The organism is Baia soyae, from assembly GCF_004341445.1.
Lineage (GTDB): Bacteria > Bacillota > Bacilli > Thermoactinomycetales > Thermoactinomycetaceae > Baia > Baia soyae.
This window is the reverse complement of record NZ_SLXV01000002.1, coordinates 108,346-129,254: the sequence shown is the minus strand read 5'-3', so window position 1 is coordinate 129,254 and position 20,909 is coordinate 108,346. Positions and strand designations below refer to the sequence as shown.

18 protein-coding genes are annotated in these 20,909 nt (G+C 42.6%); 13 read left to right on the top strand and 5 right to left on the bottom strand.

Annotation, left to right across the window (positions count from 1 at the left end; genetic code table 11):
* The first annotated feature begins 10 nt into the window (after positions 1-10).
* The 5 genes from EDD57_RS01480 to EDD57_RS01460 all read left to right on the top strand — a co-directional run bounded on the left by EDD57_RS01480 (position 11) and on the right by EDD57_RS01460 (position 5,649).
* Entirely contained in the window at positions 11-1,006 is a 996-nt protein-coding gene (locus EDD57_RS01480; protein WP_131847622.1) for an ABC transporter ATP-binding protein, read from the top strand.
* On the top strand, positions 987-1,940 hold the full coding sequence (locus tag EDD57_RS01475; RefSeq protein ID WP_131847620.1) for an ABC transporter ATP-binding protein: 954 nt from the start codon (positions 987-989) through the stop codon (positions 1,938-1,940). Before EDD57_RS01480 ends, EDD57_RS01475 begins: the two co-directional genes overlap by 20 nt.
* Positions 1,941-2,028: 88 nt before the next feature.
* On the top strand, positions 2,029-3,648 hold the full coding sequence (locus EDD57_RS01470) for an ABC transporter substrate-binding protein (protein ID WP_131847618.1): 1,620 nt from the start codon (positions 2,029-2,031) through the stop codon (positions 3,646-3,648).
* 75 nt (positions 3,649-3,723) lie between these two features.
* Complete coding sequence (locus EDD57_RS01465) at positions 3,724-4,737, top strand: ABC transporter permease (protein ID WP_131847661.1); 1,014 nt, start codon at positions 3,724-3,726, stop codon at positions 4,735-4,737.
* 3 nt (positions 4,738-4,740) lie between these two features.
* Positions 4,741-5,649 carry an ABC transporter permease gene (locus tag EDD57_RS01460; protein ID WP_131847616.1) on the top strand — a complete coding sequence of 303 codons (909 nt, stop codon included), beginning with the start codon at positions 4,741-4,743 and terminating at the stop codon, positions 5,647-5,649.
* Between the two features lie 136 nt (positions 5,650-5,785).
* Here EDD57_RS01460 and sat read toward each other — a convergent pair whose 3' ends face one another.
* Together sat and EDD57_RS01450 are read right to left on the bottom strand one after the other, a co-directional pair.
* On the bottom strand, positions 5,786-6,943 hold the full coding sequence (gene sat / locus EDD57_RS01455) for a sulfate adenylyltransferase (RefSeq protein WP_131847615.1): 1,158 nt from the start codon (positions 6,941-6,943) through the stop codon (positions 5,786-5,788).
* A gap of 17 nt (positions 6,944-6,960) precedes the next feature.
* On the bottom strand, positions 6,961-7,605 hold the full coding sequence (locus EDD57_RS01450; RefSeq protein ID WP_131847613.1) for a lysoplasmalogenase: 645 nt from the start codon (positions 7,603-7,605) through the stop codon (positions 6,961-6,963).
* Positions 7,606-7,778: 173 nt separating this feature from the next.
* On the opposite strand from EDD57_RS01450, the gene megL reads away from it, so the two are divergent.
* On the top strand, positions 7,779-8,984 hold the full coding sequence (gene megL, locus EDD57_RS01445) for a methionine gamma-lyase (protein WP_243649395.1): 1,206 nt from the start codon (positions 7,779-7,781) through the stop codon (positions 8,982-8,984).
* 68 nt (positions 8,985-9,052) lie between these two features.
* Positions 9,053-10,600, top strand: coding sequence for a sigma 54-interacting transcriptional regulator (locus EDD57_RS01440; protein WP_131847611.1), 1,548 nt, complete (start codon positions 9,053-9,055; stop codon positions 10,598-10,600).
* A gap of 45 nt (positions 10,601-10,645) precedes the next feature.
* Here the strand turns inward: EDD57_RS01440 and EDD57_RS14580 are convergent, their stop codons facing one another.
* A complete protein-coding gene (locus tag EDD57_RS14580; protein ID WP_131847609.1) occupies positions 10,646-11,365 on the bottom strand; it encodes a serine/threonine-protein kinase in 720 nt (239 codons plus the stop codon).
* Positions 11,366-11,749: 384 nt separating this feature from the next.
* On the opposite strand from EDD57_RS14580, the gene EDD57_RS01430 reads away from it, so the two are divergent.
* From EDD57_RS01430 to EDD57_RS01415, 4 genes are all read left to right on the top strand, one after another.
* Positions 11,750-12,175 carry a DnaA N-terminal domain-containing protein gene (locus EDD57_RS01430; RefSeq protein ID WP_165873626.1) on the top strand — a complete coding sequence of 142 codons (426 nt, stop codon included), beginning with the start codon at positions 11,750-11,752 and terminating at the stop codon, positions 12,173-12,175.
* A gap of 138 nt (positions 12,176-12,313) precedes the next feature.
* Positions 12,314-16,036 (top strand): dynamin family protein, encoded by a 3,723-nt coding sequence (locus tag EDD57_RS01425; protein WP_131847605.1) that lies wholly within the window; start codon positions 12,314-12,316, stop codon positions 16,034-16,036.
* A 94-nt stretch (positions 16,037-16,130) separates the two neighbouring features.
* Positions 16,131-17,240, top strand: a complete 1,110-nt coding sequence (locus EDD57_RS01420; protein WP_131847603.1) for a M23 family metallopeptidase — start codon at positions 16,131-16,133, stop codon at positions 17,238-17,240.
* A gap of 93 nt (positions 17,241-17,333) precedes the next feature.
* Entirely contained in the window at positions 17,334-17,888 is a 555-nt protein-coding gene (locus EDD57_RS01415) for a phosphatase PAP2 family protein (protein WP_131847601.1), read from the top strand.
* Positions 17,889-17,940: 52 nt separating this feature from the next.
* On the opposite strand, the gene EDD57_RS01410 is transcribed toward EDD57_RS01415, so the two are convergent.
* Positions 17,941-18,354, bottom strand: coding sequence for a DUF1885 family protein (locus EDD57_RS01410; protein WP_165873625.1), 414 nt, complete (start codon positions 18,352-18,354; stop codon positions 17,941-17,943).
* Positions 18,355-18,472: 118 nt separating this feature from the next.
* Between EDD57_RS01410 and EDD57_RS01405 the strand changes: the two genes are divergently transcribed.
* On the top strand, positions 18,473-18,955 hold the full coding sequence (locus EDD57_RS01405; protein WP_131847597.1) for a hypothetical protein: 483 nt from the start codon (positions 18,473-18,475) through the stop codon (positions 18,953-18,955).
* A gap of 176 nt (positions 18,956-19,131) precedes the next feature.
* Positions 19,132-19,293, top strand: coding sequence for a GapA-binding peptide SR1P (locus EDD57_RS15075; protein ID WP_131847595.1), 162 nt, complete (start codon positions 19,132-19,134; stop codon positions 19,291-19,293).
* Positions 19,294-19,387: 94 nt separating this feature from the next.
* Here the strand turns inward: EDD57_RS15075 and EDD57_RS01395 are convergent, their stop codons facing one another.
* Positions 19,388-20,860, bottom strand: coding sequence for an aminotransferase class I/II-fold pyridoxal phosphate-dependent enzyme (locus EDD57_RS01395; RefSeq protein WP_131847593.1), 1,473 nt, complete (start codon positions 20,858-20,860; stop codon positions 19,388-19,390).
* Positions 20,861-20,909 lie beyond the last annotated feature (49 nt).

Sequence of the window (20,909 nt, the reverse complement as noted above, 5' to 3'; positions counted from 1 at the left end):
AGGTGATCCAGTGACCCAGACAGTATTAGAGATTGCCGAACTACAATTACATTTTTTTACCGACAGAGGGGTCGTAAAAGCAGTTGATGGTGTAAGCCTTGAAGTAGGGAGAGGGGAAGTAGTCGGATTGGTTGGAGAGTCTGGATGTGGGAAAAGTGTTACATCCTTGGCGATCATGGGATTGATTCCCCAGCCACCTGGGGAAGTTGTAGCGGGATCGATCCAGTTTGAAGGAGTGGATCTCACGAAGATTTCTCAGAAAGAACTTCGTAAGATCCGTGGGGATCAGGTAGCGATGATTTTTCAGGAGCCGATGACTTCTTTAAATCCACTCTTTACGGTGGGAAATCAGTTAATGGAAGTAGTACGTATCCATCGAAAAGTGAGTAAGTCAGAAGCACGTAAGCAGGCTCTAAAGATGTTGCAACAAGTAGGAATTAGCAGGGAAGGGATTTTAGATGATTATCCCCATCAGCTATCTGGCGGTATGCGCCAGCGAGTGATGATTGCGATGGCGATGATGTTAAATCCGAAGCTACTAATTGCGGATGAGCCGACTACTGCTTTAGATGTTACGATTCAAGCGCAAATCCTTGATTTGATGAAGAATTTAAACAAAGAGTTTGGGACATCCATTCTTTTCATCACACATGATTTAGGTGTGGTTGCAGAGATGTGCGACCGAATTGTGGTGATGTATGCGGGGCAAGTTGTGGAACAGACCGACCGTTTTCGATTGTTTCGCAATCCCAAGCATCCATATACGCAAGGTTTGATGAATTCAATTCCGAAGATAGAGGATAAAAGGGAGCGTCTTTACTCCATTCCAGGTCAGGTACCCAATCCTCATCAGATGCCAAAAGGGTGTCGTTTTGCTCCGCGTTGTGAGTATGTGATGGATATTTGCCGTGTGAACTCTCCTGATTTGCTTGCTGTGGAAGAAGGTCATCTAAGTCGTTGCTTTTTGCATCAGGAGGTGAAGGAAGTTGCTGCTACAAGTACATAATTTACGAAAGACGTTTCCCATTCGGGGAGGATTATTAGGCAAAAAAACGGGTGAAATTACGGCAGTTGATGATGTTAGTTTTTATGTCAAAAAAGGGGAGACGCTAGGTCTGGTTGGAGAGAGTGGTTGCGGAAAGTCGACGACAGGACGAGCGATATTGCGTCTTCATGAACCAACTTCGGGTCAAATTGAATTTGAGGGAAAGTCATTGCTTGCTTTAAGTGAAGAAGAGATGCGGAAAGCACGTCGTGATTTGCAGATGGTTTTCCAAGACCCATTTGCTTCTTTAAATCCACGACAAAAGGTAATGGATATCTTAGAAGAGCCGCTCATTGTTCATGGGATGGGAAATGGAAAGGAACGGAAGGAGCAAGTTCAGGAGCTTCTTCATCTGGTTGGACTGAATCAGTCTCATGCGATGCGCTATCCGCATCAATTTAGCGGGGGGCAACGGCAGAGAATCGGGATCGCACGAGCTTTATCAACCAAACCGAAGCTGATTGTAGCAGATGAGCCTGTATCTGCTCTCGATGTGTCGATTCAATCGCAAGTGCTAAATCTAATGGCTGATTTGCAAGAAAAATTTGAACTGACATACTTATTTATTGCCCACGATCTGAGCGTGGTAAAGCATATTAGTGATCGAGTAGGCGTTATGTATCTGGGACGTCTGGTGGAGTTGGCAGATCGGGATGAGTTGTATGAGAGGCCGCTTCATCCCTATACGCAAGCATTGCTTTCAGCCGTTCCTGTACCAGATCCGGATTTCCAGAAGCAGAGAATTATTTTATCTGGAGATGTACCAAGCCCAGCAAACCCGCCTAAGGGATGTGCTTTTCACCCCCGTTGTCCACATGTGATGGATATTTGCAAAGAAGTACGCCCAGAGTTTGCCGATCAGGGTGGAGGGCATTTTTCAGCGTGCCATTTGTAGATACATAGGAAGTTTCATTTCATCAAGGAGGTGACGGGCCTAGATTTAGAATGATGCTTTATCTTCACTATTCTAAGGAGGTTACTGTATGAATAAACGTGGTCTCATTCTTTCTCTTTCTGTGACATTACTTGCTACTTCTTTCTTGGTCGCTTGTGGCGGGAAAGATCCGAATGCGGGAAGTGGTAAGTCCAAAACGCTGATTTATGGACGTGGCGCTGATTCCGTTGGCCTAGATCCAAGTCAACAAACGGATGGAGAATCGTTAAAGGTTACGAAGCAAGTTTTGGATACTTTGGTTGATTATAAAGATGATAGTACGGAAGTAGTCCCAGGGCTTGCTGAGAAATGGGAGAAATCGAAAGATGGATTGACGTGGACATTCCATTTGAAGCAGGGTGTCAAGTTCCACGACGGAACGCCGTTTAATGCAGAAGCTGTGGTGTTCAACTTCGAGCGCTGGATGGATAAAAAGAATCCGTACCATAAGGGAGACTATCCTTACTACGGTTATATGTTTGGTGGTTTTAAAGGAGATCCGGGGCATGTCATGAAAGCAGTGACAGCAGTAGATGCAAATACGGTCAAGTTTGAATTGGCTAAACCACAAGGTCCATTCCTTAATAACTTAGCGATGAGTAGTTTTGGAATCGGTTCCCCAGAAGCAATCAAAAAAGACCCAGAGGGTGTCAAATTTAATCAGTCACCTGTTGGGACAGGGCCTTTTAAATTTGTTGAGTGGAAGAAGAATGATAGTATTACGCTGGCGAAAAATCCTGACTACTATGAAAAAGGTCTACCTAAGATGGATAAGGTGATCTTTAAATCGATTCCGGACAACGCTGCACGCTTTACTGCTTTGAAGTCTGGCGATATCGATATGATGGACGGTTTGAACCCAGACGATGCGAAGCTAGTAGAAGCGGATAAGAAATTGCAGTTGAAGCTACGTCCTGGGATGAACGTAGGTTATTTGGCGCTTAACACGACGAAGAAACCATTTGATAAGCCAGAGGTACGTCAAGCGATCAACCTTGCTACGAATAAAAAGGGCATCATTGAGAGCTTCTTTGCGGGATATGCTAAGCCAGCAATCAACCCAATGCCAGATGTAGTATGGGGTTTCAACAAAGAGACTCAAGATTATGAATACAACTTAGAAAAAGCGAAGTCGCTCCTTGAGAAAGCAGGCTACCCAAATGGTTTTGACGTGGAATTTTATGCGATGACGGAACCACGCCCGTATATGCCAAACGGGAAAAAAGTGGCCGAATTTATGCAAGAGGATTTAAAGAAAATCGGCATTAACGCTAAGATCGTCACATATGATTGGCAGACCTATAAAGACCGCGTTGGAAAAGGGGAGCATCAAATGGCTCTCTATGGTTGGACGGGAGATAATGGAGATCCTGATAACTTCCTCTACGTCCTGCTAGATAAAGATAATACGCGTACTCCTGATGCAGGAAACGTTGCTTTTTATAAAAATGATGCCTTACATGACACCCTTATCAAGGCTCAGCAATCAACAGATCAAAAAGCTAGGACCGATCTATATCAAAAAGCACAAGAAATCATTAAGAAAGATGCTCCTTGGGTACCATTGGTTCATGCCACTGTTCCAGAAGCGGCCCGTGCAGAAATTACGGGATGGATTCCGCATCCAACAGGATCTGACAAACTGTTGAACGTATCTATCGGAAAATAACAAATATAACAAAGTGGCATTGCAATGGATATGCAATGTCACTCTTTTTATACAGAAGAGAGAGGGGAACCGCTCATGATCTCCTATATAATCCGGCGACTTATTATGCTCATCCCCGTATTGATCGGTATGTCGATTATCACATTTTCAGTCGTTCATGCGATTCCGGGTGATCCTGCACGAACGATCGTGGGTGATAAAGCGACACCGGCTCAGATACAAGAGATTCGCGAAAACCTAGGGCTTGATAAGCCGGCATATATTCAATATTTCACTTATGTAAAAGATATCTTACAGGGGGATTTGGGAACTTCCCTCATCACCAAACAAGAGATTTCGAAAGAGATCAAACCATTCTTAGCGGCGACAACGGAGTTAGCAGTGGTAGCGATGCTGATTGCTGTTTTCTTTGGAGTGAATCTCGGGATCCTCTCTGCTTGGAAACAAAATTCGTGGTTTGATTACACGGCTATGTTAATCGCACTGATTGGTGTATCGATGCCGATTTTTTGGCTTGGTTTGATGGAGCAATGGTTTTTTGCTCAGGAACTCGATTTACTTCCCTCTAATGGACGGCTTGATCCACGGATGGAATTTGATGCGATCACGAACTTTTATAGTATTGATGCCATCATTCAAGGGAATTGGTACGCTTTTCAGGATGTCCTCTTACATTTAATTTTGCCTGCTGTAGCGCTAGGGACCATTCCGATGGCGATTATTGCGAGGATGACTCGTTCTAGTATGCTTGAGGTGATGCGCTCTGATTATATCCGAACAGCCCGTGCAAAAGGATTGGGTGAGTTTTGGGTCATTTATAAACATACCTTGAAGAATGCTTTTATCCCTGTGTTAACCGTTGTCGGTTTACAATTAGGGCTTTTGCTAGGTGGGGCAGTGCTTACGGAGACTATTTTTAGTTGGCCCGGAGTAGGTCGGTATATTTTTGATGCGATTAACGCACGGAACTATCCCGTTATTCAGTCGGGGATTTTAATTTTGGCTACTATTTTTGTCTTAATTAATTTAATCGTAGATCTGTTATATGCATGGGTCGACCCACGGATCCAATATGGGAAGGGGGAATAGACGATGAGCGCACATATTCAGCCAGTACCTTTTACGAAGCCGGAGCCTCCGATATCTCCAGAAAAGGAAATAGTAGAGTCACCCTTTCGCGATTTCGTGCGAGCTTTCTTGCGACATCGTTCCGCGGTGATTGGAAGTGTCATCGTGCTATCGTTTTTACTTATTGCCATTCTTGCTCCGTTTATCACTTCGTATGAATATACAGCTCGGAGTCAGGCACTCCTACAAGCTCCTTCTGTCGATCATTGGTTTGGAACGGATGAAATGGGTCGTGATTTATTTACTCGTGTGATTTATGGAACCCGAATCTCGTTATGGGTGGGACTTTTTGCGATCTCGGGATCGATTATCGTAGGGAGTTTACTCGGCTTGATTGCTGGCTTTTATGGAGGATGGAGAGATACGATGATCTCCCGCATCTTTGATATCCTCCTTGCATTTCCGAGTATTCTTCTCGCGATTGCCATTGTAGCTATGTTGGGACGGAGCTTGAGTAATGCCCTTTTAGCCATTGCGATTATCAATATCCCGACATTTGGTCGCCTGATGCGATCGAGAGTGCTGAGTGTAAAATCAGAGGATTATATTCTAGCAGCCAGGGCAATGGGAATGAAGAATCGTCGTATCCTATTTCACCATATTCTTCCTAACTGCTGGACACCGATCATGGTACAAGGAACACTTGGTTTTGCCACGGCCGTGATTGAAGCAGCGGCACTTGGCTTTCTCGGACTGGGTGCCCAACCTCCAGAACCCGAGTGGGGGACGATGCTAGCAGATGCCCGCCAATACATACAGCTCGCACCATGGACCATGATCTTCCCAGGAGTAGCTGTGGCGTTGACGGTACTTGGTTTTAATTTATTAGGCGATGGTTTGCGTGATATATTTGATCCAAGGATGAAGCAGTGAGGCAATGGTAATTCGAAAATTCCTCAAAAAACAGCCCAAACCATATGAGTTAGGGCTGTTTTTTGAGGGGTGGACTAGGAGCAATAACTGACTACTGTGATTGAGTAGATCCGCAGTCAGATACATTGCCCTGGGATTACTCAAATGATTTGGCTAATCCATTAATCAAAACACGAACTACCTCTGGGCGGGAAAACTCAGGTGGCGGGACTTCTCCAGCTGTTAACATCTTCCGTACCTTGGTACCAGATAAGATTACGTGATCCTCATCCGAGTGTGGGCACGTCTTATAAGAAGCCATCCCCAGACAACGTCGACAGTAGAAACTATGTTCAAAAAATAAAGGCTGGATTCCGAGGTCATCAGGCGATAACTCCTTGAAGATATGTTGCGCATCATACGTTCCATAATAGCTTCCAACCCCCGCATGATCACGTCCGATGATAAAGTGAGTACAGCCATAGTTTTTTCTCGCTATCGCGTGGAATATAGCCTCCCTTGGACCCGCGTAGCGCATGGCGGCCGGGAAAACGCCAAGAAGCACACGTTCTGTCGGATAATAGTGTTCAAGAATTGTCTCGTAACTCTTCATTCGTACTTGTGCCGGGATGTCATCTGCTTTCGTTTCCCCGACCAATGGGTGGAGGAAGAGCGCATCGACTGTTTCAAGGGCTGCTTTCTGAATATACTCATGGGCACGATGAACCGGATTACGAGTCTGGAACCCCACGATCGTATTCCATTGTTGTTGCTGAAAATAGTTTCGCGTATAGGAAGGAGTGAGATGATAGTTTGTAAAAGGATCTAGCGTAGGGCGTTGCCAAAGCCAGATTGCCCCGCCTAAGTAAAGAGAGCTTTGCTGTAACAAATTACGAACGCCAGGATGATTTGGATCCGTTGTGCGATAGATATATTGTGCTTCCTTTTGCTGATCCACTTGGTAGATACTCTCTACTCCCACAACTCCCACGATCGATTTGTCTTTTCGTTGCATAAATACATATTCGGAAGAGGAGATCTCGTCCTTTTGCCCCGGCGGGATGGACAATGTAATCGGAATCGACCATACAAGCCCGTTGCATAAACGCATATCCGTAAGAACGCTAGAATAGTCAGCTTCGGTAAGGAAGCCAGTTAGAGGAGAAAACACGCCTGTGGCAATGCAATAAAGATCCGAAAAAGTACGCTCCGATATCGTGACGACAGGGTACTGCCCTTTTTTTTGGAGCCATTTTTCTTTATCCGTGTCAGATACCTCTCTTGAGACGAGTGTACCACCATGCGGCTGGATCATCCACTTACCTCCTAACCCTAGCAGGCTTGAATATAACAGAGATACCCAACAACTAAACAAACCTGCGCCCCATAATACGTAACCATAATCACCACGTCCGCCCTCTTAAACGGACGCACAAACTTATTCCAACTCAACGTAAAATCAGACAAATAGAATAGAAGAGAGCCTACTATCAGCCAATATTGACCCGTAAGCCAGGCCGTATAAACCATTGCCGTAATCATAAGGATATAAGCACAAACAGCCAATAAAAATGCCACAGACGAGTGTGCCTCCATAATAATCCCACGAAGAAAACCCATATAAAGAAGTGCGATCAACAATAAGATTCCCAGGAAAATAAAGGATGTTTGATTCGTTGGGATAGCGAGGAACCCAACTACATACACAACATGAGCAATAAAAAAGCTAGCTAACCCTTTTAGAAAATGCTTCTCATGATTTAGTAAGAACAAGTCGCCCAGAGCGGAAAACAGGAGTCCTGCTAATAGATAGTAACCAAAAGATCCTCTATCAGAAAGCGTCATCCCAACTACAAGGCTCCAACAAAGAATCGGTACCGCTTTTAAAATTTGGTGGACTTTCTGATGTTGAAACCAGATTGCAAAGAGATATACCACAGCAATAAAAGAGCCGAGCCCTAGAAAAAACTGTGTCATGTGCTATTCACCATCTTATGTTTAATTTTGTGATAGTGGTATCTTTTCTTACCATTGGAAATAAATCAAACCATTATAACTTATATTATTCGTGGTCATCTGCGTTTTTCCCTTTGGCATGATTCTTGCATCATCTTATCTATGAAAAGACCAACCACGAAAGGGGAATGATCATGAGTGAACTATTAACGAAAATGATGCCAAAAGAGTGGGGATTTGCTACACAGGCGATCCATGGTGATGGGACGAGAGTAGCAGATGGGACAGGCTCCTTAGTACCTCCCATCTACCAAACTTCTACCTTTGTTTTTGAAAATGTAGAGCAGGGAGCCAGACGCTTTTCTGGTTTAGAAGAGGGGTACGCTTATACGCGTTTAGGAAACCCAACGGTACAACTATTAGAAGAGAAGATTGCTTCATTAGAAGGGGCTGATTCAGCACTAGCCTTTGGCTCTGGGATGGCAGCGATCTCTGCTGTTTTGCTGGGAATGGTGAAGACGGGGGATCACGTTCTCTGTTCGCGTAGTTTGTATGGCTGTACATTTGGTCTACTAAAGCTGATGGAAGAACGTTATCAAGTGGAGGTTTCCTTGATCGAGATGAGCGATGAGGAAACGGTTCGCCGAGCCATTCGTCCGAATACGACGTTAATCTATCTAGAGACACCAGCAAATCCAACTCTAGAGTTAATCGATTTGAAAATGGTATCAAAAGTTGCCAAGGAAAAGGGGATATGTACAGCAGTAGATAATACCTTTTTATCCCCTTATTTACAACGTCCTATCGAGCTTGGATGCGATATTGTCATTCATAGTGCAACGAAATATATTGGTGGGCATGGGGATGTAGTGGCAGGGGTTATCGCGGGCTCCCATGATATGATGCAACAAATCCAGATAACGACCCAAAAAGATCTGGGAGGCATTCTCGCTCCTATGGATGCTTTTTTATTGCTCCGAGGACTAAAAACGCTAGCACTTCGAATGGAGCAACATAATCGTAGTGCTCAGTTGGTCGCAGAGTTTTTAGAATCTCATCCATTGGTTAGTCGTGTATACTATCCCGGTTTATCAAGCTTCCCACAGCACGAACTGGCTAAGAAGCAGATGGATGGGTTTGGCGGCGTAATCGCTTTTGAATTAACGGGTGGCTATGAAGCAGCTGTTCATATGCTAAATCGTTTGAAGCTTTGCGGGCTTGCGGTTAGCTTGGGAGATGTGGATACGTTGATTCAACATCCGGCGTCGATGACACACTCTGGTGTACCGCGAGAAGAGAGATGGAAGATGGGGATTAGTGACGGACTTGTTCGGCTTTCGGTAGGAATTGAAGAGGTAGAGGATATCATGGAAGATCTTCGCCAAGCAATGGAAAAATAGATACATGCGAAGTAGAGTCAAATTTTGTTACAATAGTTATAAAATTTGACTCAAAGGGATGGTCTCCTATGCAGATGATGACTTTTCAGATCGAGACAGAAGATCGGTTGGGGATTACCCATGATGTTATGGAGTCATTTTTATCGTTTCAATTGGATATCGTCAAGATGGAAGTGAGGCCTCACTTTATCTATCTAAAGACCCATTCTCTCCCTTTTGACATACAAGATCCATTATGTCGCCATATTACGCAAACTTCAGGAGTGAGAAGGGTAAATCTGATCCCTTTCCTACCTTCAGAATTACATGCCAATGAACTAAAAACCACACTGGCTACGATTAGTAACGGAGTTATCCTCGTCGATTCGAATCTGCGAGTGAACACGATGAATCGAGCAGCGGAGACTCTACTCCAAACAGATGAAAAAAGGTACAAAGGAATGGAACTACCGACTTTATGGGGGATGAAGAAGGAAGACTGCGAGCGATTAATGCAAAAAGAAACATCTCCCCTGACCATATATATCAAGAAAACCCAAGTGATTCGCGTCGTTGCAGACTTTTACCCGATTTGCATGTCAGAAAAATATGATGATTTACAAGGATGGGTAGTGGTGTTTCGTGATCTGCAACAAGTAAATGAGTGGATCCAATCAGTGCAACGCTCGGAGATGACGCACTTTGAAGAGATCATCCATGAGAGTGAGGGAATGAAAAACTGTATTCAGACAGCAAGATGTGTAGCGAAAAGCGATGTGACGATCTTCTTATCGGGAGAGAGTGGAACAGGAAAGGAACTGTTTGCTAGGGCCATTCACTATGAAAGTTTACGGGCAAATGGCCCATTTATCCCGATCAACTGTGCGGCGATTCCGGAGCAATTGCTCGAAAGTGAGTTATTTGGTTATGAAGCAGGCTCTTTTACAGGCGCATCGAAGGAAGGGAAAGCAGGATTATTTGAAACAGCTCGCAACGGGACCTTGTTTTTAGATGAGGTGGGTGAGATTCCTCTTCACTTGCAATCGAAACTACTTCGTGTATTAGAAGAGAAATCGATTCGAAGAATTGGAAGTAATAAAGTAATTCCCTTACAATTTCGTTTGGTCACGGCAACCAATCGGAAGTTAGGGGAATGGGTGAAGGAAGGGAAGTTTCGCGAGGATTTGTATTACCGGTTGCATGTGATTCCGATTGAGATCCCTCCATTGCGAGAGAGGGAATGTGAAATTACCCTACTTGCGAATCACTTTTTGCAAAAAACATGCGAATTGGTGAGACGCCCTGTGTTGCATCTGTCAGAGTATGCTCGTCAACAGTTGTATCTTCACGACTGGCCAGGAAATGTGAGAGAATTGCAAAATGTAATGGAACGTAGTGTCTACTTGTGCCCGGATCATGAGATTGAGATTCACCAAGTTTCCATCTCGCCTAGCCGAAATGGATTGGATCGAAGTGAGATGTTTGAGACAGTCGGATTAAAGCCTCATTTAGAGCAGACGGAAAGAAGAATCATTAAAGTTACACTGGAACAGAATAAGAGCATTCGCCAAGCTGCTAGACAATTGCAGATGAGCCATACAGCCTTATTGAAGAAGATAAAAAAATATAATTTATAAAAATAGCCTCCCGAGTTCAGTTGAACTTTGGGAGGCTGATTCACTTTACGAGCTAAAGAAACTTTTACGTTTATGATGTCTACGATGATGGGAAGAAGAGGACCCATAATAATGGCGTTTACGGCGTGAAGATGATGAACTATGGTGACGGTGATGGCGGTAGTCAGAGGAAGAATGTTTACGGTAACGACGATGGGAAGAAGAGCCATAGTACTTCTTCTTTTTTAATTTGTCTTTGATGGAAGAGAAGAAACCCATGTGATATTGAGTAAGATTCAAGTGATCTTCAAGAATATCTTGATATAGTTCAGGATAATCAGTGTGGAAGAATCGACCCACATCGATCATTTTGATCTTGCCGTCTTTGTCAATCATCATGTTATTTAGATGAAGGTCCTGAGCAATGATTCCGTGATCATAGAGATCGGTTACGATGTCTTCGATTTGGACAAATTGCTGGTCCGATAACTTCTCACCTGCTTTGATACTATCCGCAAGAGTGTTACCTTGAACACGATCCACGATCATAAATTTGTCTTCATGATGGTGGAGTGTTGGAAAGGCAGAGTGATCTTGGAGATGATGAAGCATGTAGGAGTCGTCTTTTTCACTGTAGTCGTCTTTGTATACCTTGATTGCATAATCTTCAAGGCCGTATACTTTTCCGCTTAGTCCTTCCCCAAGTATCGGCAACTGGTGATCCAATTTATTGTGTGCTACTAGATTTTGTACATAATCGATCGCTTCTTGATGTCGTTCACGCATGGATTGGTTCCCCCTTAAGGTAATTGATAGAATAAGCTACTCCTAATCTTACTACGAATCTATGTATAGCAAAGTAGTTATCTCGGCTTTACCCCTAGAAGATGGGGATGAAACCGGTAACTTGTGATAATAAATTAATAAGGAAAATTTTAGGTCATAAAGTAAATTTATAGTAGATAAATGTGTCTTGAAAAAAGAGTCGTGATGCAGAAGTTAAACATTTTATTTCAAGAAATTTGTCAAAGAAAACCCAGTAATTACAAGGGATTTCTCTATTTATTTTTTCCCTTCGGCAATTTTTTTCACATTATACCAAATTACTTCTGTTCAATTATTTACCAAAAGTGGTAAACTGCTATTGGGGGATGTGAAAGGTGGATGAAGATGAAGCAGACAGTTGTATCTATGACAGACGTACAAGCCTTGCTAGATGCTCGAGTGATATGGGCAGAAGCTCTCACGATTATTAAAGAAAAAGTGAGTCAACCCAGTTATCAAGCGTGGTTTTGTAGTATTCATCCCACTGTCGAAGGGAACACCTTTGTATTGGAGACATCGAGTGCATTTGCGGCAGAATGGTTAAGAAATCGATATTTTTATTTGATTACAGATGCGTTGGTAGAAGTAGCGGCAGAGATACGCTATGTCGAAATTAGAAGCACACTATTAGAAGATATTCCTCTAGAGTTTGGCAACGATGATACTCATATGGAAAGACAGTCTCAAAAATCAATTTATACAAGGTTACGTCATATGGAAGAAAAATTAGATACCGTTTTATTTCTGTTACAACGTGAAAAAATGTCATAAGCTATCTGTGCGTATGCAATTATCTGGAATTATACATACTTGAATGAGGGGCCTCTCCCTCTTTTTTTTATTGGCCAAAAAGGTGAGTTGTTTTAAGATAGAGAAAAAAGAAATCGCTTGCTAGGGGTATGGGAATCGATGATAAAAAAACAACATGAGATCTTATTACATCAATTAGAATATGTATCTCGACGGATGAAAGAAAACGATCAAATGGATTATGCAAATAAGCTACAGGATTTGATGCGTAAAGTGTTTCAACAAGAATTTAGCATCGCTTTTTGTGGTCATTTTTCTGCGGGTAAATCTTCAATGATGAATGAGCTGTTTGGAGAGCAGATTTTACCGACAAGTCCGATTCCGACTAGTGCCAATGTGGTTGAGATCCGGCATGGAGAGAATCAAGTAACGCTCGTATTAACAAATGGTGAAAGGTATACGTTTGCTGGCTCGTATATGGATGAAGACTTACGAGAGCTATGTAAAAATGGAGAAGATATCATGGCAGTAGAGGTTTCAAAGGAATCGATCTCTCTGCCAAAAGGTGTCTCTCTACTGGATACACCTGGAGTGGATTCTACGGATGATGCTCACCGGCTTGCTACAGAATCATCCTTACATATGGCAGATTTAATTTTATTTATGATGGATTACAATCACGTGCAATCGGAGGGAAATCTGCAATTTTTAAAAGGGCTGGCGGAACGAAATAAGAAGATCTATATCGTGATCAATCAGATTGATAAACATCGTGATCAGGAGCTATCTTTTATAAGCTACCAGCAGAATGTAAAGCAAACGTTTGAAAATTGGGATCTTCAAGTAGAGGGCATCTATTATACTTCCTTGCGTGACATAAGACATGAACATAATGAGTTAGAATCATTAAAATGTGATTTACATAAATGGATTGAGCATCGCGCAGAGCTGAGTATACAAGTAGTGGAAGCAGAAGCAAAATACTTGATAGAGCAGTATTTGGGCCAACTGGCGGATGATAGGCAGGAGGAGCGTAACTCGTGGGAGCAGATCATCGAAGGTAGTGGAATTTCGGGTGATGAAGTAGAAAGACAGGTTCAACAGCACCGTGACAAGCAAGCTGAACTATCCGGCCGATTGGAAGAAGTGGAAGTATCTTTTATCAAAGGCGTAGATGAGATCTGTAAAAATGCATATCTTATGCCTTCTGAAGTGCGTGAATTAGGCAGAGACTATCTGGAATCGCTACAACCTAATTTTAAGGTAGGCTTCTTATTTTCAGCTGGGAAGACGCATCAAGAGAAGCAACGCCGTGCACAGATATTTTTTACGAAATTGCAGGAGACTGTGTATACTCAGTTAGAATTACATATACGTAATTACACCATTCAGTTTTGTAAGCAACACGGCTTATTTGACGAGCAGATGGGCCAACAAATTATGTCAGAGAAGCTGGAGTTGAAGCCTTCTCTGCTAGAAGGTGCATATAAGGCTGGAACAGGTTTAACGGGCAATGCGGTATTGGTTTATACAGAGGATGTAGCCAATCAAATGAAGCGTCTGGTTCGAAATCAGGCTCTTCGTTGGCAGAGTGAGCTGATTAACCCCAGATTGAAGGAACAAATTAAAACCGAACAAGATCAACTAGACGAAGAAGCAAGCTCCTTGCAACAAGTAGTGAAGGCGAAAGATGCTCTCGGGCAAATCGACCTGGAGCTTATGGGAGAAAGAGAGCTACTTGAACAACGATGGCGAGAGCCTAATTTGGAGGAGACCCTTGATCTTTCGTGGATAGATGAGGGACGAAAACAAGGAACTTCACATGTATCTTCCTCTACGGATTTGTTATGGCAAAAGTTAATAAAAGAAGACGTATCTTCCACTGTTAAAGAAGCAAAGCCTGTACGAAATGAGGAGCACGAAGAAGCACGCACTACTCCAAAATCGATTTCGTTTACAGATAGCAGCGAACGAAATCGGATATTTTTAGAGCGTGTAAACGAAATAGAAGAGTCTTTACAAGAGATTCGCGGCGTACAAACGGTTTTAGCTGAAATTCATAGTAAGCGGGGACGTGCTGAAAAGAAGCAGTTTACCGTTGCATTGTTTGGTGCATTTAGTGCGGGTAAATCTTCTTTTGCCAACGCTTTAATTGGGGCTGAAATTCTTCCTGTCTCTCCTCAACCGATGACGGCAACGATTAATCAAATTGGTCCTCCCGATGATCGAAATGCGCATGGTCAGGTTCGACTAAAAGTAAAATCGGCTGAAACGCTATTAGCGGAGCTGACGGCAATCTATCGTTTATTTCATAAAGAGGCATCGCATCTCGACCAAGCGATCCAAAAGATTCCTTCGCTACTAGAGATGAAGAATATGACTCCTAGTCAGAAAACGGTGATTCCATTTTTGCAAGCGCTTCAAGAGGGAATCAAGTGGTTTACACTTCATCAAGGGAGCGAGATTCAAATCTCGTTAGAGCAGATGGAAGAGTATGTAGCAAATGAAAAGAAATCTTGTTTTATCGAGTATGCAAATCTATATTATGACTGCCTGCTTACGAGACAGGGGATCACATTAGTCGATACACCGGGGGCTGATTCGGTTCATTCACGTCATACAGGAGTTGCATTTGACTATATCCGGAATGCTGATGTGATTTTATTTGTGACGTACTATAACCATGCTTTTTCCAAAGCGGATCGGGAGTTTTTGATTCAACTGGGACGAGTAAAAGACTCCTTTGCGATGGATAAGATGTTTTTTATCACCAATGCGGCTGATTTAGCAAGATCGAAGGATGAACTGGCAGAGGTTCAAACGTATTTACAGCATCAGCTATTAAAATTTGGAATTCGTGAGCCTAGAATGTTTGCTGTTTCAAGCTTATGGGGATTACTGGAGAAATCAAAGGAGCAAGCCGAATTACCAGCACATGCATTCCTAATGGATTCTGGTTTTGCCCCATTTGAACAAGCCTTTGCACAGTTTGTTCACCATGATCTGATGAATCTTTCGCTACATAGCATTCATCAAGATGTAAGAAGAGCACTCCAAATGACAAAACAGATCATTCAAACGACTCAAATAGGGATCGAAGAGAAGCAAAACCGCCAGGTCGAATTAGAGAAAGAACGGGTACAAGTTCAGCAGTTGATTGCTACCTACGAGACGGGAACCGATCAACAAGCTTTGCAACAGGAGATTCATGAACTTTTCTACTATGTCCAGCAACGTTGGTTCTTGCGTTTTCAGGACGAATTTCCGACGATTTTTCATCCAGGCTCTTTGCGCGAAGACTTAGGAGATATCAAAGCGCAACTGCAAGCATGTCTATTAGAGCTGATTCAATTCTTGCAACATGATTTGTTACAAGAATATCGTGCCACTACCCTTCGTATTGAGAAATGGATGCGCATTCGCCTGGAGCAACATATTCGTGACATAGGGGAGAAAGTTTTGGCTTATCCCGCGGGGTTTCAGTGGAGTACAGAGGTTACAACTGCTTTTTCTATGCCTGAATTAGCGGGCGTGATGGAAAATGTGGATGTATCTGACTTTCGGAAGCAGATGTCCCATTATCGCAATGCCAAAGCTTTCTTTGAGAAGAAAGAGCGCTTTCAAATGAGGGAATCAATGAAACAACGGTTAGAGGAACTCGTCATTCCAGAGATAACCGTGATGGAAGAGAAGTGTGGGTCTCATTTTCAGCAAGTTTGGCAAGATGAGTTTCACCGCCTACGAGCGATTGCAAGTAAGCAAAGCACAGAGTACTATGAAGAACTCCAAGCCATGCTTTCAGAAAATGTAGATTTAGATCATTATCAACAAACAGAAGCAGTCTTGGAAGGTTTCATTCAGCAATGGAATGATGTTTTTTGATCGCATAAATGTTACACGTTGGACACTAGAGCAGGTCAATACCCTATGCTATGATAGGAATTAATCTTGTTTTGATGAAATAAAGGAGATATTGATGAAAAGACCATCTATTTATGTAGCAGCGGTTTTATTGACGATTATCCTAGTACTACTCCCTCCAGATAACTATGCTTGGTTAGGCAAGTTTGATCTAGGATCGAGCCCACCTACTACTAAGCCAGCGGAGTCGGGGGATTCGTCAAAGAAAAACGAGGGAACATCAATTCCTGCCGTACAACAGATGAAAAGTCTACCATCAAAAAAGATCAGTGGAACCACTTATTATCCATTAACGAACCTCGTTCAATCAAAGTTGATTCAAGCGAAGAGTAGAGAAGTAGACGGCATAGTGGAATTGACAGTGAATCAAGAGAACTACCAATTGGTACGAAATGTCCCTGTCTATATGCGAAATGGAATCTATCATCCGCTTACCGGCGGGAATATGAGGTGGGAGGAAAAAGATTTTTGGCTCCCAGAATCATTTTTAGAAGGGGTATTCCAGCCCTCATCCGATTCAAGCGATGCCAAATCGTATGCTCAAAATAAAGAGAAGATCTCTAAGATGAGTGCGGATGAGATGGCTAATTATCTTTCGTTTGTTCAGACTCCGATCAAAGGATCGAAGATGAAAAAAAGTGATTCATCGATCCCAGGAGCAGCTCGAACATATCGCAATGGGATTCATGAAGGAGTCGACTTCTATACGCCTACAATTGGGGTACCGGTTACGAAGAATACACCTGTATACTCACTGGCAGAAGGTGTTATTGTCCGTGTGGATCACGATTATAAAGAGATGACCACTCCAGAGCGAGAAAAAATATTAGCAGCAGCTACGAATAATAATGGACAAACTCCTCAGGATCTGTTGGATCGTGTACGTGGTAGAACGGTATGGATTCAGCACTCGAATGGCTTACTAGCTCGTTATATCCATCTTTCTCGAACCGAACCCAAGCTTCGTGTGGGAGATAAGATCAAAGCAGGAGACTATATTGGTAATGTAGGAAATTCAGGTACCAGCGATGGTGCGAAGGGAAATAACGAAGGCGTTCACCTTCACTTAGATCTTTTCTTGTTTGGAGAATGGTTTTGGAAACAGTATCCAACCCTTGAAGAAAAGTATAAAATTTTGTTCCGCATGTTTGGGCAATATCGCTAATTAAATAAGCGGGGTGTTAATGATAAAACATTAACACCCCGTTTATCTTTGATTAAAAATGGCTTTTTATGATAGGAGTAAGGGGGGATACAGATGGAATTGGGGAATATGAGCCGTCTGGCAACATGGGTTGCTCGATCAGACGAAGCACTGGTTGCTTATGTAAATCGTCATTGGAAATGCAGAGTGCTGGACGTATTATTACCACGTTTTACGCATCTCGGAGGTGCGACTGCTACGATTGGATTCTTAGTAGCATGGTATATTTGTTTAGAGGAAGATACGGAAATGTGGGCACTTCCAGGATTACTAGCACTCGGAGTAAGTCATTTAATCGTTCAAATTCTAAAATGGCTACTTCCCCGAATACGCCCGCATCTGAAGCATGAGTACTTGCATGCGTTTCCGAATTCACTTACTGACTATTCTTTTCCGTCTGGGCATACTACTGCCGCTTTTGCTGTTGCTACGACATTTTGTTTATATGATGCGATGCTTATCTTTTTATTGATCCCCATTGCAATCATAGTAGGATATTCAAGGATTTATCTAGCTCTTCATTATCCAACGGATGTCTTCATAGGCTCTGTGATCGGTAGCATGACGGCCTATGTATTTGTCGAGATACTACCCTTACTACATTTGTAAGAAAAGGAATCTCCTTGCCTCTGATGGCTAGGAGATTCCTTCGTTTACGTGATTATTTTTTAAATTCGTTATGAAGTACACTTTGATTGAATAAAGATAGTTGACCCTTTAATTCTTTTGCTAAAAACTTAGCATATTCATTGGCCTTCCCCACATCTCCATGGGTAGCGGACCTCGGAAGGACGATTTGAATAAAAGGAGTGTTATCTTCCTCTTTCCCCACTCCTAGCCAAAATCCATGATAAAGCTCTGGATCAGTGGAGGTAAGGGTTAGATAAGAGATTCCATTTTCTTCTCGAACGATCGGCTCATAAGGAAAAGCAGCCGAGGCATAATCCCAATCCAGTTGTTCGCCTGTTTTTTTCATTCGAGCAACATACAGATCAAGCAGGGAGTGCACCTCATCGAGGGAAATATCAGGTTGAGTAGATCCATTTACTAGACGTATATAAGTACTTTTTTTCACGAGTTCTGCTCCTCTCACGTTTTGCCAGCGTGTATCTACTTCATAGTAGCATGTTGAATTCGAATTTTCCAAATGATTCGTATAGAATATAAAGAAGAGAAATGAAGGGGGATCATACGTGGATAAGGCTGATTTATTAGATGAGATACGATTAGAAGTAGGAGATTTGATTGATAAGCATCGCAAAGATCTTCCTCTTATGTTTCAAAAAGTATGTGCGCACATCCAAAGGAGAGTAGAGGATTATCAGGGAGTTGCTGTCTATTTAACCGAATATCCAGAGTTCATCCGTCGTCATGAATCGGGATCTATTGGCTTACCTCCGGTTCAAAAATTCGGTGAGGGCCCGTTAAGTATTACGGCGGTTCGTGGGGGTTTATATAGAGAGAGAAATTTGAACCGCATCCTAATCTGTATCCCTCTCTATCTGAGGCAAAATGTATATGGTATCTTTGTAGTCGAATCAAACCCATTAAGCCACATTCATGATGAGGATATTACTTTATTTACGGAAATTTGTTCCTCATTTGAAAATAGATTGATCGCGTATTATCAGCCTGATATAGAGGAACCCGATTTTTTTGATGATGATTTAGTATAACCTATTTGCATGGCTGCTATTTGTCCCGTATGGGGCATTTTTTATGGTCTTTTTCTTACATACATGTCTAAATAGCGGAATTATATTTCCTTTATTGACGTAATTAGTATGTCATAATATATTATAAGTACATATTAAATACTGTTGGAATGATAAATAGGTGGGGGGATAACGAGATGGAGATGATCGTTTGTCAACGTTGTGATCGGGTTATTGCGTTTGTGGAAGGTGAGAAGTCGGGTGTTTTATACGGGGCATGTCCAAGTGATTGTGATGCTGGTGAAGATGATATAGTAGGATTGATTAATCATAAGTGGTCGCGTAATAGAGAGTGCTAGAGTAGTAGAAATAGGTTAAATAGGGTGATAGAGAAAAGAGGTTGACCCATTATAGGTTAACCTCTTCTTTCGTATCGTATTATCTTTATTAACGCTAATCTTCTTCTAGCTTTTTGATCACTCTTACCAACTCAATGGTGGAATCCTCTGTTCCTTGAACGGGTAGTCCTGCTTCGATGTGTTCGCGAATATAGGCGATGTTTTGTTCGGTAATACGCTCTCCGGGCATTAAGATCGGGATGCCTGGTGGGTATACCATGATGAACTCTGCCATGATCTGACCAGCCGATTCAACGAAAGGAATGGTAATCGTCTTACAGTAAAAGGCATTTCGTGGTGAGAGGACGAGATCAGGGATTTCTGGTAGATGGATCTCTTTCTTGGTAGACATTGTTTTAGAATAAAAATGTTTGGATAAGTCCTCAAGTGCTTGGGTCAAGATTTGAATGGTTTCGTCGCTATCTCCAGGGGTAACGAGACATAGTAGATTATAGAGATCGCTTAGTTCTACTTCGATATTATAGTTTTCTCGTAGCCAAACTTCTGCATCATGGCCATTAATGGTTAAATGATTTAAATGAATGACTAATTTGGTTTCATCCATATCAAACAAAGCATCGTTTCCAGGAACTAAACATTCACGAGTCAGACAGGAGAGTCCCGGAATTTCGTTAATTCGTTTGCGTGCCGTGTCAGCGAGTCGAAGTGTGTTTTCTACGATTGCATGGCCATTTGTAGCCAGATAACGGCGTGCTGTGTCAAGTGATGCTAGCAAGATATAAGAAGTGGAAGTGGTTGTTAGCATACTGATAATCGATTGAACACGTTCTGGAGAAATCATATTGCTCTTTAGGTTTAAGATGGAGCTTTGTGTTAAGGAACCGCCTAATTTATGGACAGAAGTAGCGGCTAGATCGGCCCCTGCTTCCATAGCGGAAATCGGTAAACGTTCGTGGAAATTAGTTAAAACGCCATGCGCTTCATCCACCAATATGGGAATTCCATGGGCATGTACGCGCTCAACTAACTCTTTCAAATTGCTTGCAAATCCAAAATAAGTTGGATTGATCACTAATACCGCTTTGGCATCCGGATGCTTCTCAATGGTTTTCTCCACCTGCTCGATGGTAATACCATGGGCGATCCCGATCTTTTTATCCATTTCTGGATAAATAAAAATAGGATGGGCTCCAGCAAAAATAATGGCGGAGAGAACAGACTTATGTACATTTCGAGGGACGATAATCTTATCACCTGGATGACAAGCTGACATCACCATCGTCATAATAGCTCCGCTGGTCCCCTGCACAGAGAAAAATGTATAATCCGCGCCAAACGCTTCTGCGGCTAAAGCTTGAGCCTCTTTAATCACCCCTTTAGGATGATGTAGATCATCAAGAGGGGCAATGTTAATCAGATCAATCGATAGAGCATTATCCCCTATAAACTCCCGAAACTCCGGATCCATGCCCTGTCCTTTCTTATGACCAGGAATATGAAACTGGACCGGATTTCGCTCTGCATGCGCTTTCAAATGTGTAAACAAAGGAGTACGCTGCTGATTCATCGTATACGCCACCTACCTTCTATCATAATTTGCGTGACGATTTAGTATA